11 protein-coding genes are annotated in these 13,532 nt (G+C 72.4%); 6 read left to right on the plus strand and 5 right to left on the minus strand.

The genetic code is table 11. The features are described from left to right. Positions 1 to 263 precede the first annotated feature (263 nt). From OG505_RS19955 to ftsY, 5 genes are all read right to left on the minus strand, one after another. Positions 264 to 2,540 (minus strand): [protein-PII] uridylyltransferase, encoded by a 2,277-nt coding sequence (locus OG505_RS19955; RefSeq protein ID WP_405426468.1) that lies wholly within the window; start codon positions 2,538 to 2,540, stop codon positions 264 to 266. A gap of 16 nt (positions 2,541 to 2,556) precedes the next feature. Next, positions 2,557 to 2,895: a P-II family nitrogen regulator gene (locus OG505_RS19960; protein ID WP_007456507.1), complete on the minus strand. Its 339-nt coding sequence runs from the start codon at positions 2,893 to 2,895 to the stop codon at positions 2,557 to 2,559. Positions 2,896 to 2,921: 26 nt separating this feature from the next. Next, positions 2,922 to 4,334 (minus strand): ammonium transporter, encoded by a 1,413-nt coding sequence (locus tag OG505_RS19965; protein ID WP_405426469.1) that lies wholly within the window; start codon positions 4,332 to 4,334, stop codon positions 2,922 to 2,924. Positions 4,335 to 4,609: 275 nt separating this feature from the next. Continuing rightward, on the minus strand, positions 4,610 to 5,473 hold the full coding sequence (locus OG505_RS19970; RefSeq protein ID WP_234590129.1) for an aminoglycoside phosphotransferase family protein: 864 nt from the start codon (positions 5,471 to 5,473) through the stop codon (positions 4,610 to 4,612). Positions 5,474 to 5,479: 6 nt separating this feature from the next. Then, a complete protein-coding gene (ftsY, locus tag OG505_RS19975; RefSeq protein WP_405426472.1) occupies positions 5,480 to 6,670 on the minus strand; it encodes a signal recognition particle-docking protein FtsY in 1,191 nt (396 codons plus the stop codon). A 115-nt stretch (positions 6,671 to 6,785) separates the two neighbouring features. On the opposite strand from ftsY, the gene OG505_RS19980 reads away from it, so the two are divergent. From OG505_RS19980 to OG505_RS20005, 6 genes are all read left to right on the plus strand, one after another. Further along, positions 6,786 to 8,498 carry an alkaline phosphatase D family protein gene (locus tag OG505_RS19980; protein ID WP_405426474.1) on the plus strand — a complete coding sequence of 571 codons (1,713 nt, stop codon included), beginning with the start codon at positions 6,786 to 6,788 and terminating at the stop codon, positions 8,496 to 8,498. A 26-nt stretch (positions 8,499 to 8,524) separates the two neighbouring features. Continuing rightward, a complete protein-coding gene (locus OG505_RS19985; protein ID WP_405426476.1) occupies positions 8,525 to 8,965 on the plus strand; it encodes a MarR family winged helix-turn-helix transcriptional regulator in 441 nt (146 codons plus the stop codon). 143 nt (positions 8,966 to 9,108) lie between these two features. Then, positions 9,109 to 10,713, plus strand: a complete 1,605-nt coding sequence (locus OG505_RS19990) for an MDR family MFS transporter (RefSeq protein ID WP_405426478.1) — start codon at positions 9,109 to 9,111, stop codon at positions 10,711 to 10,713. A gap of 9 nt (positions 10,714 to 10,722) precedes the next feature. Then, on the plus strand, positions 10,723 to 11,217 hold the full coding sequence (locus OG505_RS19995) for a universal stress protein (protein WP_405426480.1): 495 nt from the start codon (positions 10,723 to 10,725) through the stop codon (positions 11,215 to 11,217). Positions 11,218 to 11,262: 45 nt separating this feature from the next. Beyond that, on the plus strand, positions 11,263 to 11,784 hold the full coding sequence (locus OG505_RS20000; protein ID WP_234590094.1) for a DinB family protein: 522 nt from the start codon (positions 11,263 to 11,265) through the stop codon (positions 11,782 to 11,784). A gap of 198 nt (positions 11,785 to 11,982) precedes the next feature. Continuing rightward, positions 11,983 to 13,527, plus strand: a complete 1,545-nt coding sequence (locus tag OG505_RS20005) for a N,N-dimethylformamidase beta subunit family domain-containing protein (RefSeq protein ID WP_405426482.1) — start codon at positions 11,983 to 11,985, stop codon at positions 13,525 to 13,527. Positions 13,528 to 13,532 lie beyond the last annotated feature (5 nt).

Raw genomic sequence — 13,532 nt, forward strand, 5'->3', positions numbered from 1 at the left:
GACGGGTCGCGACCATCGCCGCCGCCTGGCGGGTCGCGGCATACACCTCCAAGAGCGATATACCTCTGAGTCATAAATATGACTCAGAGGTATATGGCTTGTGAGCGACATGGCCCTGCCCCACGGCGTGGCGCACGCCCTGGCGCACCGGCCCGGCACGCGGCGCTGGCCCGCGGCCCCCGCACACGAGCCCCGCACGCGGCCTGACACGCGGCCTGACACGCGGCCCCGGCACGCGGACCTGGCGCACCGGCCTCACGCGGTCAGACGGCGGCGAGGACGGCGGCCTCCAGGCGGGCCCGGGTGGCGTCGTCCGGCCAGCCGCCCACCAGGTAGAAGGCGTCGACCACGTCGGCGCCGAGGGTGGAGATACGCGCGGCGCGGACCAGGGCTCCGGCTTCGTCGAGCGCGCCCGCGACCCGGTAGAGCAGCCCCGCGGCGTCGGCCGCGCGAAGTTCGAGCAGCACGGCGTCGGTGGCGGCCTCGCGGTGCCAGACGACCCGGGGAGCGGCACCGCTGCCCCGGGCGGCGAGCGCGCGGCCGCGCAGCCGTTGGGTGACGGACACGTCGCCGGCGACCGCGCGGCGTAGGTCGGCGCGCAGCGGGACCGGATCGGCCGGCAGCCCGTAGCGGGGTTGCACCCGGCACTCGACCAGGGCCCGGCCGTCGACCACGGAGGCGTCGGCGGAGAGCACCTCCAGTCGGTGCAGGGCCAGACAGCCGGCCACCGTGGCGAGCAGTCCCCGCCGGTCGGCGGCGGCCACCGCCACCCGGTCTCCGGTGAGGTGCACGACCGGCAACGGCCCGGCCAGCAGCGCCGGATCCGGCGCGGGTGGCTCGGGCAGCACGCCGGTGTCCAGGGCGGTACGGACGCGGGCGACCAGCTCGGCCACCAGTCGTCCCTTCCAGTCCGACCAGGCGGCCGGGCCGGTGGCTGCGGCGTCCGCGCGGACCAGCGCGTGCAGCAGGTCGAGCGTGCCGGGGTCGCCCACGGCCTCGGCGACCGATGCGATGGTGACCGGGTCGGCGAGGTCCCGGCGGGTGGCCACGTCGGGCAGGAGCAGGTGCAGCCGGACCAGCGTGCCGATCAGCTCGACCTCCGGGGCGGGCAGCCCGACCCGGGTCGCCACCGTCTCGGCGAGCGGCACCCCTACGGTGCTGTGGTCACCGGGCAGGCCCTTGCCGATGTCGTGCAGCAGGGCGCCGAGCAGCAGCAGGTCGGGCCGGTCCACCTCGCGGGCGTGCCGGCTGGCCTCGTGGGCGGCCTGCACGAGATGCCGGTCCAGGGTGTAGCGGTGCACCGGATTGTGCTGGGGCAGGCTGCGCAGTCTGGTCCACTCGGGCAGCCAGCCGTCCACCAGCCCGTACCGGTCGCAGGTCTCCCAGGCCGGTACCAGGCCGGGACCGGCGCCCAGCAGCGTGGTCAGCGCGGCCCGGGCCTCGGGCGGCCAGGGCGAGGGCAGCGGGGGGCAGTACGCCGCCAGCCACTCGCAGGTGGCCCGCGCGATCGGCAACTGGGTCGTGGCCGCCGCGGCGGCCACCCGCAGCGACAGGCTCGGGTCGGGGCGCGCGCCGATCGCCGTCCGGGCCAGCACCAGCTCTCCGCCGTGCTCGACCACGTCCCGGGCCACGGGCCGGCGGACGGGACTGCCGTTCCCGCCCCGGGATCGGCCGGAGCGCAGCCGGTCGGCGGCGCGGAAGGCGTCGTCGAGGGCGTGGCTGACCGTGCGCGCGTCCCCGGCCACCCGACGCAGGAGGGCGTCGCCGTCCTCCAGAGCGAGCAGCGCGGCGACGCCGTCGCGTTCCTGGGCGACCAGCCGGTCGACCCGGCGACCGACCTGCTGGTGCAGGGCGTCGCGGGTGTCCAGCAGGCGCAGGTGGGCGGCGCGGACGGCGGGGCGCAGCGCGTCGGTGATCCCGGCGGCGGAGATGGCGCGCAGCAGCCCCACGTCACGCAGCCCGCCGGCGGCCTCCTTCAGGTCGCCTTCGAGGAGGAAGGCCAGCTCGCCGTGCGCCTGCCAGCGGGCGACGGTGACCTCCCGCAGGCCCGGCAGCTGGCGGACGGCGGTACGCCGCCAGTGATCGGCGGCGGTGCGGATCAGGGCGTCGGCGAGCGCCTGGTCGCCGACCACCAGGCGGGCGTCGAGCAGCCCGAGGGCGACCTTGACGTCGTCCTGGGCCACCGAGAGAGCCTCGGAGACGGTCCGCACCGAGTGGTCCAGGCGCAGGCCGGCGTCCCAGATCGGGTACCAGACCGAGGCCGCCAGTTCGTCCGTGCCGGGCACCCCGGCGTGCAGCAGCACCAGGTCGAGGTCGCCGTAGGGTGCGCACTGCCGCCGCCCCAGCCCTCCGACGGCCAGCAGCGCGACCCCGTCGCGCGCGGGCAGCAACCCGCGCAGAAACTCGTCGTACGCGGCCGCCCGCGCCCGGCGGGCGGCCTCCCCGATCCCCCCGGGTACGCCGACGACCTCGTTGATCAAGAGGCTCGCGTCGCCGTTCCCGGCGTGCCCGGACGCGTTCTTCTTGATCAACGAGGTCATGTCGCCGTGGCCCGGATCAGAGGGCGTCGAGGCCGCGCTCGCCGGTACGCACCCGCACGACCTCCTCGACACCGGTGACCCACACCTTGCCGTCGCCGATCTTGCCCGTGCGGGCGGCGCCGACGATGGCGTCCACGATCTTTTCCACGTCGATCTCGTCGGTGAGCACCTCGACCCGGATCTTGGGCAGGAACTCGACCGTGTACTCGGCACCCCGGTAGACCTCGGTGTGCCCCTTCTGCCGTCCGTACCCCTGAACCTCGCTGACGGTCAGCCCGGCCACGCCCAGGGCGTGCAGAGCCTCCTTCACCGCGTCCAGCTGGTACGGCTTGATGACCGCGGTCACCAGCTTCATGTCCAACCCCTCCATTCCAGGAAACGTTAACCGGCGACCTTGGCGCTGACCGGCTCGGTGGACTCCGCCTCCGGCGAGGCACCGCTCGGCGCTGCGCCACCAGGGGTGCCGATGCCGGCCATCGCGAACGCGCTGCCCGTGCCGCCGCCGGCCGGAGACAGGTCATAGCTGCTCTCGGCGTGCTCGGCGATGTCGATGCCCTCGACCTCGGCCTCACCCTGGACGCGGAAGCCGATTGTCTTCTCGATGACGAAGGCGAGCACCCAGGCGATGCCGAACGACCAGGCGGTGACGATCAGGCCGGCGAGGGCCTGCCGACCGAGCTGGGTCGCGCCGCCGCCGTAGAAGAGGCCGTCGGAGGCGCCCACCACGTCGCTGATCGCGGCGTTGACCGAGTTGGTGGCGAACAGGCCGAGCCAGAGCGAGCCGATCCAGCCACCGACGAAGTGCACGCCGACCACGTCGAGGGAGTCGTCGTAGCCGAGCCGGTACTTGAGGCTGACCGCGAGCGCACACACGACCCCGGCGACGACGCCGAGCAAAACGGACGCCCACGGGGCGATGAAACCACAGGCTGGGGTGATCGCGACCAGGCCGGCGACCGCGCCGGACGACGCGCCCACCATGGTCGGCTTCCGGTCCTTGACCCACTCGACCGCGATCCAGCCGAGCACCGCGGCGGCGGTGGCGAGCTGGGTGTTGATGAAGGCGAGAGCGGCGACCGAGTCGACGGTCAGCTCCGAGCCGGCGTTGAACCCGAACCACCCGAACCACAGCAGACCGGCGCCGAGCGCGACCAGCGGAATGTTGTGCGGCTTCATGCCCTCGCGGGGCCAGCCGAGCCGCTTGCCGAGCACCAGCGCCACGGCCAGGGCCGCCGCACCGGCGTTGATGTGCACCGCGGTGCCACCGGCGAAGTCCAGTGCGTGGATGTCACCGCCGATGATGCCGCCGCCCCACACCCAGTGGGCGACCGGGAAGTAGACCAGGGTGGCCCAGCCGAACGCGAACAGCAGCCAGCCGGCGAATTTGGCCCGGTCGGCGATGGCGCCGCTGATCAGCGCGACGGTGATCACCGCGAAAACCATCTGGAAGGCCATGAACACGTAGAGCGGAATCCCGATGCCGCTGGGGTTTTCCGTCGTGGCGCCCCACAGGTCGGTCTCGGCGAGGAACGTCTTGGTGCCGAGGTACGCGCCTGGGTCACCCCAGAAGCCGTTCACGTCGGTCCCGAAGGCGACGCTGAAGCCGTAGAACCACCACAGAACAGAGATGAGCCCGATGGCCGAGAAGCTCATCATCATCATGTTGAGTACGCCCTTGGCCCGGTTGAGGCCGCCGTAGAACAGCGCCAGCCCGGGGGTCATGAGCAGCACGAGCGCGGTCGAAACCAGCAGCCACGTGGTATTGGCGCCGTCGATCGTCGGTGCTTCAGGCACGCTGGCCTCCTAAAGGTGAAGTCCTCCTTCGCGGCTTTCCGGGGCAGCGTCGCCCGTAGGCCGGTTGCGCGGAAGCCTCGCGGCCGGCTGTTTCACCCAGGGTCCCGTGCCGGTTTCCGTTTCGTGACGGGTTGTTTCGGACGTGTCACGGAGTCCGCACGGTACGCGACATGGACGGTGGTGGATCGCCCGGACGGCGTACGTCGATGGCTGACCGGTCAGCCCCATCGACCGGCCCGCTCACCGGGACCGGCCGAGCAGCGCCGGATCGGCGCTCAGCGGAGGGCGTTCTCCAGAGCGTGCCGCTCGTAGTCGAGCAGCCGCAGGTCGCGCATCGGCCGCCGCAGGTGGCCCTTGTGCACGATCCGGACGAACGCCGGCTCACCGGCGGCGGCCATCCGGCGAATGCCCTCGACGTGGTCCACGATCCGCTTGCGGATGGTGCGGATCAGCCGGTGCCGGTCGCGCGGAATCAACCCGTACGCGTCGGCGAAGAGGCGCAGCCGGCGCGGCCGGTCGGGATGCTTCCAGCCCAGCGTGATCGAGTCCCGGTCGGCGAAGATCGGCACCCACGTCCACGCGGCGTACGCCACGTCGTAGATCCGGGCGCCGGGCGAGGCGAGGTCGAAGTCGATCAGCCCGAGCGTGCCGTCGGGCCGCCAGATGACGTTGTGCGGCGCGGCGTCGTGGTGGCAGATCACCTCGGTGTCCGGCGGCGGGGGCCCGAACGAGCGCCAGACCGCTCCCGGCGGCGGGGCGAAGCCGTACTGCGCGTCGTGGAACATCCGCAGCATGGTGGCGACGGTGACCAGCGCCTCGTCGGTCACCCAGTGCGGGGCGAGCGGGTACTCCCCGCACTCCCCCTCCAGGTACGACAGCACCTCCCGGTTGCGCTCGTCCATCCCGAGCGCCCGGGGTGCGCCGGTGAACCCGACGTACTCCAGGTGGCGCAGCAGGGCGTGCACGGACGGGGTCCACGGCCCGGCGTTACGACGGACCGTGTCGCCGACCCGGACGACGGTGCTCACGTTGCCGCCGTGCAGCGGGATCTCCTGCGAAGTCACGTACGGTCTCCCGAGGCGCTGCGAAGGGTGGCCGGGGTCGCGCCAGCCCGCGTACGCGCGATCGTCAGTGGTCACCCGAGACTACGCGTCCCGTGCGGCCGGCTCGGTGCCCAGCAGCGCGTCGACGAACTGCGCCGGGTCGAACGGGGCGAGATCGTCCTTGCCCTCACCGAGGCCGACGAGCTTGACCGGGATGCCGAGCTTGCGCTGCACCGCGATCACGATGCCGCCCTTCGCGGTGCCGTCGAGCTTGGTCAGCACCACACCTGTCACGTTGACGACCTCGGTGAAGACCCGGGCCTGCTCCAGACCGTTCTGGCCGGTCGTGGCGTCGAGGATGAGCAGCGTCTCGTCGATGGGCCCCTGCTTCTCCACCACGCGCTTGACCTTGCCCAGCTCGTCCATCAAGCCGATCTTGTTCTGCAGGCGGCCGGCGGTGTCGATGAGCACGGTGTCCACGCCGGTGTCGATACCCCGGCGGACCGCGTCGAACGCGACGCTGGCCGGGTCGGCCGCCTCCGGGCCGCGGACGGTTTCGGCACCGACCCGTTCGCCCCAGGTCTGCAACTGGTCGGCGGCTGCGGCCCGGAAGGTGTCGGCGGCGCCGAGCAGCACGGTCCGGCCGTCGGCGACCAGCACCCGGGCGATCTTGCCGCAGGTGGTGGTCTTGCCGGCGCCGTTGACGCCGACGACCAGCACCACCGCCGGCACGCCGTCCTTCGGGGCGGTGCGCAGCGAACGGTCCATGCTCGGGTCGAGGGCGTTGACCAGCTCGGCGGCGAGCAGCGCGCGCAGCTCACCGGCCGAGCGGGTGCCCAGCACCCGGGTCTGCTCGCGTAGCCGGTCGACGATGTCGCGGGTCGCGTCGACGCCGACGTCGGCGGTGATCAGGCTGTCCTCGATCTCCTCCCAGGCATCCTCGTCGAGGTGGTCGCGGGCGAGCAGGCCGAGCAGTCCCTTGCCGAAGACGTTCTGCGAACGCGACAGCCGCGAACGGAGCCGGACCAGCCTCCCGGCGGTCGGCTCGGGCACCTCCACGGTCGGGGCGGGCGCCTCGATGACCGGTGGCGGCTCGACCAGAACACCGGTGGACAGATCGGACTCCGGTGCCTCAACCGGCGGGCCGGCGAGATCCTCCTCGGCGCGGGTGTCGACCTCGGTGCGCGCAAGCGGGGGCTCGGGCCGCCGCCGCAAGCGCGGCACGACCAGCCCGACTGTGCCGGCGATCAGCACACCGAGCAGGACCAGAGCGAGGACGAGATATTCGGCCATGCCGGAATCCTGTCAGATGCCGGCGACGGCGTCCCAGCCACCGCACCCCGGGCGGTGCCCGGAGTCTCAGCCACCGCACCCGGCCGGTCTCACGAACCGGCGGTAGGCTCGCCGCATGCCCGCCGCACACCTGCTGATCGGCCCACTTTTGCGGCGAGTGGTCGACACCCGGGCGACGATCTGGGTGGAGACCGCCGCGCCCGCCGTGGTCACCGTCCGCACCGCCCACGGCGCCACCGGCACCGCACCCACCTTCTCGGCGTACGACCACCACTACGCCCTCGTCGTGGTGCAGGGGCTCACCCCGGACAGCGCGACGACCTACGAGGTGCTGGTCGACGACGAGGTGGTCTGGCCGGTCCCGAGCAGCGGCTTTCCGCCCAGCGTGATCCGCACCCGGGCGGTCGACGACCGGGACCAGCCGGTCAACCTGATCTTCGGCTCGTGCCGGGAGACCACCCAGCACGCCACCACCCGCAAGCTGCCCCCGGACGCCCTGGACGCGTACGCCCGCCGGTTGATGGCCGACCCCGAGTCGAACGCGCTGCCCGACCTGTTGGTGCTGCTCGGTGACCAGGTCTACGCCGACGTCACCTCCCCGACCGTGCGGCGGCTGCTGCGCCGGCGCCGGCGGCGGCCCAAGGGCGCCCCGGCCGACCAGGTGGTGAGCTTCGACGAGTACACCAAGCTCTATCTGGAGTCGTGGCGCGATCCGGAGATCCGCTGGCTTTTCTCCACCGTGCCGAGCGTGATGATCTTCGACGACCACGAGATCATCGACGACTGGAACACCTCGGCGGCGTGGCGTGCCGAGATGCGCGAGCAGCCGTGGTGGGCCGAGCGGATCGGCAGCGGGCTGGCCTCATACTGGGTCTACCAGCACCTGGGCAACCTCTCCCCGGACGAGATCGCCGCCGACCCGCTCTTCGCCAAGGTCGCCGCCGCAAAGGACGCCACCGGCGTGCTGCGCGAGTTCGGGCACCGGGTCGACCAGGAGTCCGACCTGGCGCATGACACCGAGCGCTGGCGCGCGGTGCAGTACCAGTGGAGCTACGCCATCGACCTGGGGCGCACCCGGCTGGTCATGCTCGACAACCGGTGCAGCCGGGTGCTCGAGCCGGGCAGCCGGGCGATGCTGCCGCCGGGTGAGTGGTCCTGGTTCCTCGACCAGGCGCACGGGGTCTACGACCACCTGGTGGTGGGCGCCTCGCTGCCCTGGCTGCTACCCCAGGGCATCCATCACATCGAGGCGTGGAACGAGAAGCTGGCCGACTCACGCCGGCCGTGGGTGGCCAGCGGGGCCGAGAAGCTGCGCCGGGCACTCGACCTGGAGCACTGGGCGGCGTTCCGGCGCTCCTTCGAGGCGCTCGGGGAGACCTTCGCCCGGATCGGCACCGGCACCCCGAGACAGTCCGGCGCCCGGGTCGGCGCCGGGCCGGCGTACGCCCCACCGGCGTCGATCAGCGTGCTCTCCGGCGACGTGCACCACTCGTACGTGGCCCGTGCCCGGTTCGCCGATCCCGCGGTGGTCACCCCGGTGCACCAGCTCACCTGCTCGCCGATCCACAACCAGGTGCCGGCCGGCATCCGTCCGCTGATGCGGCTGGGCTGGTCGTCCGGGCCGGCGGGCGCCACGCGGGCGTTGGCCCGCTCGGCGGGTGTCCGACGCCCGGGGGTGCGCTGGCGCAAGCTGGCCGGTCCCTACTTCGGCAATGCCGTCGCCACCCTGACCCACCGGGGCCGGCGGGCCGAGGTGACCATTGAGGGCACCACGAGCGACGGGCACCTACGTCCGGTGATGAGCCGCCGCCTGTCCGGCGACGACTGACCGGGCCTCGCCGTACTCTCTAGCCCGTGGACGAGCACCTGCCGGAGCCGATCCGGGCCGTCGAGCACGAGCTGACCGCGTTGCTGCGCCGGGGGCGTGCGGTTTCGTGGGAGATCGCCCGGGAGGTGCACCCGACCCTCGAACCGAACACGTACGGGCTGCTGCTCTGGTTACGGCGTAGTGGATCGATTCGGTTGACCGAGCTGGCGGGGCGGCTCGGGGTGGGCAAGGGGACGCTGAGCCGGCAGATCAACGGGCTGGAGGCGCTCGGTCTGGTGCACCGCGACCCCGACCCGAGTGACCGGCGGGCGGCGCAGATCAGCCTCACCGAGGAGGGCCAGCGCCGGTTCGACGTCGCCCGGTCCGCCCGCCTGGGCGAGTTCCTGCGTGCTCTAGACGGTTGGCCGGCCCGGGACGTCGAGGAGTTCGCCCGGCTGCTCGGCCAGTTCAACGAATCCTGGAGGTGACCTCCGACGATGGGGAATGCGACCGCCACCCGCCCAGTTGTTGCTTGGGGCAACCAAACCGTACGGTTGCCTCCGGCAACTCCCAGGCGGGACCCGCCCTGCGGTCCGCCGCCCACCTCTACTCCATTCGGGGGCAGTACACGATGAGCCAGGCGACAGCGTCCCGGGCGCCCGCCGTCGACATGACCCACCGGCAGATCCTGGAGGCTCTCTCCGGCCTGCTGCTGGGCATGTTCGTCGCGATCCTCTCCTCCACGGTCGTCTCGAACGCGCTGCCGCGCATCATCACCGAGCTGCACGGCGGCCAGTCCGCGTACACCTGGGTGGTCACGTCGGCTCTGCTCGCGACCACCGCGACCACCCCCATCTGGGGCAAACTCGCCGACCTGACCAGCAAGAAGACACTGGTCCAACTCTCCCTGGCGATCTACGTCCTCGGGTCGGTGCTGGCCGGCGCCGCCCAGGGCACCGGCGAGCTGATCGCGTGTCGCGTGCTCCAGGGCGTCGGCGCCGGCGGCCTCACCGCCCTGGCGCAGGTGATCATGGCGACGATGATCGCGCCGCGCGAGCGGGGTCGCTACAGCGGCTACCTCGGCGCCGTGATGGCCGTCGGCACCATCGGCGGACCGCTGATCGGCGGCGTGATCGTCGACACCTCGTGGCTCGGCTGGCGCTGGTGCTTCTACGTCGGCGTGCCGTTCGCCATCGCCGCGCTGGTCGTGCTCCAGAAGACCCTGAAACTGCCGGTGGTCAAGCGCAAGGCGCAGATCGACTGGTGGGGCGCCACCCTGATCACCGCGGCCGTGTCGATGCTGCTGATCTGGGTCTCCCTCGCCGGCGACCAGTTCGCCTGGGCCTCGTGGCAGACCGCCGTCATGGTCCTCGGCGCGCTGCTCCTCGGCGCGCTCGCCATCCGGGTGGAGACCCGGGCCGCCGAGCCGATGATCCCGCCGCGGCTGTTCCGCAGCCGCACGATCAGCCTCGCCGTCGTCGCCAGCATCGCGGTGGGCGTGGGCATGTTCGGCGCGTCGATCTTCCTCGGCCAGTACTTCCAGATCAGCCGGGGCGAGACCCCGACCATGTCCGGCCTGATGACCCTGCCGATGATCCTCGGCCTGCTGGTCGCCTCGACGGTGGGTGGACGCATCATCACGAGGACCGGCCGCTGGAAGCGGTTTCTGGTGCTCGGCTCGGCGCTGCTCACCGTCGGCTTCGCGCTCATGGGCACGCTGCGCGCGGACACCAGCTTCACCCTGCTCAGCGTCTACATGGTGCTGATCGGCGTCGGCCTGGGCCTGACCATGCAGAACCTCGTCCTCGCCGTGCAGAACACCGTCGGCCCGCACGAGCTGGGCGCCGCCAGCTCGGTGGTGGCGTTCTTCCGCAGTCTGGGCGGCGCGATCGGCGTCTCGGCCCTCGGCGCGGTGCTCGCCCACAAGGTCAAGGACTACACCGCCGACGGCCTGTCCCAGCTCGGCATCCGGGCTTCCAGCTCCGGCAGCGGCGGCACCCTGCCCGACGTGCACACCCTGCCCGGTCCGCTGCGAGCGGTGGTGGAGAACGCGTACGGCCACGGCGCCGGCGACATCTTCCTGGCCGCCGCTCCCTTCGCGCTGATCGCGCTGATCGCGGTGAGCTTCATCAAGGAAGTGCCGCTGCGGCAGCACAACGGCAGCCCGGTTTCCGCTGCCCTCGACGGGGAATCGAAACTCGTCTCCGGCGCGGTCCGGACCGGCGAGCAGAGGTGAGGTAGAGCCATGAGCGTGGGAGCGCCGGACCGCGAGGAGTACGGCCCTCGGATCAGCCCGCTGCCCTTCGAACGCGGCACGGACGGGCCCCGGGTGGTCCTGGTCGGCGTGGACGGCACCCGTACCTCGGAGCGGGCCGGTGCCTACGCCGCCGGCCTGGCCCGCCGGCAGGGCGCCGCCCTGGTGGTGGTCTTCGTCAGCTCGGCGAGCGGGCTCACCGCCCTGGTGCCCGGCATGGACGCGGGCGCGGTCCAGCGCACGTACGACGAGCTGGCCGACGAGCTGCGCCGGGAGTGCCGGCATGGGGCCGAGCAGTTGGGCATCCCGGTGACCTTCCTGTGCCGGCGCGGCGACGCGTTTGCCGAGCTGTGCGCGGCGGCCGACGAGTTCCAGGCCGACATGGTGGTGGTGGGCGCGTCCGAGCAGGCCGGTCACCGGCTGGTCGGCTCGGTCGCCACCCGGCTGGTCCGCAAGGGTCACTGGCCCGTCGTCGTGGTGCCCTGATTAACCCGTCGCGGACCGTCAGGGGTGCCGGGCAGGATGCCCGCCATGACGTGGACCGCACCGGAGATCACCCGGACACCCGAACCGTACGTCGGCGACGAGCGCACCATGCTCGACGGCTGGCTCGACTACCACCGGCAGACGCTGCTGCTCAAGTGCGCCGGCCTGACCGGGGAGCAGTTGCGCACGCCGAGCGTGCAACCCTCCGGCCTGACCCTGCTCGGCCTGGTCCGACATCTCGCCGAGGTGGAGGCCTGGTGGTTCCGGGAGAACTTCGCCGGCCAGCCTGTCGACTACCCGTACTTCACGCCGGAGACGCCGGACGCCGACCACGACGTCAGCGCCGCGGACGCCGAGGCGGACTTCGCCACCTTCCACCGGGAGGTGGCGCTGGCCCGCGAGGCCGCGGCGGGCCGTTCCCTGGACGAAACCTTCGTCGAGGTCAGCGGGAAGAAGCGCACCTTCAACCTGCGCTGGGTGTACGTGCACATGATCGAGGAGTACGCCCGGCACAACGGCCACGCCGACCTGATCCGGGAACGCATCGACGGCACCACCGGCGAGTGAACCCGTTCGGCGGACAACGCCCACCGAACGGCTGCCCGCCGGCGCCGATCCTCCATCATTGACGATCTTCTGCAACGCGCCGCAGACCTGAATCGTCATCCTGCCGAACGGGTTGTGGCCGGATCCGTTCCCGCCACCGACGCGCCCCTCTACGGCCGCGGCGCGGATCACCGGGCCGCGTACACGGGGAGCGGGACCATGGTTGGCAGAGGCGAGATCAGGCACACCCGGAGAGCGACGCTGGGCATTCTCGGGGCGGTCGGGGCGGTGATACTGGACTCGGGCTGTCAGGTCCGCCCGCCGGCCGCCACCGCCCCGCGTGTCGACCCCAACTACGTGGGTGATCCGACCGGCCCGGGCCCGGCCACCCCGCTGCTGCGCGCCGCCGGGTCGCCGCCAGTCGTCGTGGAGAACGCCCGGCCGGGCGCCAGCGGATTCCGCCTGACCGGGCACCGGTTCGCCACGGACAGGGGCGGCGAGATCGCCGGCTACGTCCACGCGACCAGCGTCGCGCCCGGCGAGGAACTGCGGTTCCAGGTCTCGGTCGCCCGACCTCAGCGGTACCGGATCACCATCTTCCGGGTCGGCCACTACGACGGTCGCGGAGCCCGGCAGGTGGCGGTCAGCCCGTGGCTGGACGGGTCTCCCCAGGCCGCACCGACGGTCGACCCAGCGACCGGCGCGGTGCGATGCGGGTGGCGCACGCAGTGGCGACCGACCGTGGCACCGGACTGGACGAGCGGGCTCTACCTGGCACTGCTCGCCAGCGCCACCGGCCATCACCAGTGGATCCCGTTCGTGGTACGCGACCCTGGGCGCGCCCGCGGTGCTCTCGTCGTCCTGCCCACCAGCACCTGGCAGGCGTACAACTGCTGGCCGGAGGACGGGCGGACGGGGGCCAGCCTCTACTACGGCTTCGACAGCGCGGGGCAGATCACCACGAAGCACCGGGCCCGGGCGGTCAGCCACGACCGGCCGTACGCCGGCAACGGCGTCCCGGCGCTCGCCGACCACGACATCGGGTTCGTTCAGTGGGTGGAAGCTCAGGGAATCGACGTGGCATACGCCACCAGCGAGGACCTGCACACCGGGCGGGTGGACCCGGCCCGTCACCGGGCGGTCGTCTTCCCGGGACACGACGAGTACTGGTCGACACCTATGCGCGAGGCGGTCGTCACGGCCCGCGGCGGCGGCACCAGCCTGGTCTTCCTCGGCGCCAACAACTGCTACTGGCGGATCGGTTACGGCGCGGACGATCACGACGACCGCTTGGTCCGGTGCGCCAAGGAGAAGACGCCGGCGTCCGGCCCGCTACCGCTCGGCATCATGTGGCGGTCGGCGGGCCACGCGGAGCAGCAGTTCATCGGGGCGCAGTACGTCAGCGTGGTGGACGGCTACGCCCCGCTGGTGATCCGCGGCAGCCGACACTGGTTCTGGGCGGGCACGGGCGTCCGGGACGGCGACCTGATTCCCGAGGTCGTGTGGGGCGAGGCCGACCAGTGCATGCCCGGCTTCGCCGAGCCCCCGGCGGCGGAACGCACTCTGCTGGCCGAATCACCCTTCCGGCGCGACGGCGCACCCCAGCGGCAGCAGAGCCAGCTCTACCGGACCACGTCCGGGGCCTGGGTGTTCGCCGCTGGCTCGCTGGGCTGGACTCGTGCGCTCGCCGACCCGCGACTGGCCCAGGCCACCGTCAACCTGCTGAGGCGGGTGGTCACCGGTGAAGCGCGCACCTCGACGTAGTGACG

This window comes from Micromonospora sp. NBC_00617 (assembly GCF_045161355.1).
GTDB lineage: Bacteria > Actinomycetota > Actinomycetes > Mycobacteriales > Micromonosporaceae > Micromonospora.

What these genes read in the sequence shown, in the direction of transcription:
- OG505_RS19955 (WP_405426468.1), bottom strand. Translation starts at nt 2,540, where the DNA reads ATGACCTCGTTGATCAAGAAGAACGCGTCCGGGCACGCCGGGAACGGC.
- OG505_RS19960 (WP_007456507.1), bottom strand. Translation starts at nt 2,895, where the DNA reads ATGAAGCTGGTGACCGCGGTCATCAAGCCGTACCAGCTGGACGCGGTG.
- ftsY (WP_405426472.1), bottom strand. Translation starts at nt 6,670, where the DNA reads ATGGCCGAATATCTCGTCCTCGCTCTGGTCCTGCTCGGTGTGCTGATC.
- OG505_RS19980 (WP_405426474.1), top strand. Translation starts at nt 6,786, where the DNA reads ATGCCCGCCGCACACCTGCTGATCGGCCCACTTTTGCGGCGAGTGGTC.
- OG505_RS19990 (WP_405426478.1), top strand. Translation starts at nt 9,109, where the DNA reads ATGAGCCAGGCGACAGCGTCCCGGGCGCCCGCCGTCGACATGACCCAC.
- OG505_RS19995 (WP_405426480.1), top strand. Translation starts at nt 10,723, where the DNA reads ATGAGCGTGGGAGCGCCGGACCGCGAGGAGTACGGCCCTCGGATCAGC.
- OG505_RS20000 (WP_234590094.1), top strand. Translation starts at nt 11,263, where the DNA reads ATGACGTGGACCGCACCGGAGATCACCCGGACACCCGAACCGTACGTC.
- OG505_RS20005 (WP_405426482.1), top strand. Translation starts at nt 11,983, where the DNA reads ATGGTTGGCAGAGGCGAGATCAGGCACACCCGGAGAGCGACGCTGGGC.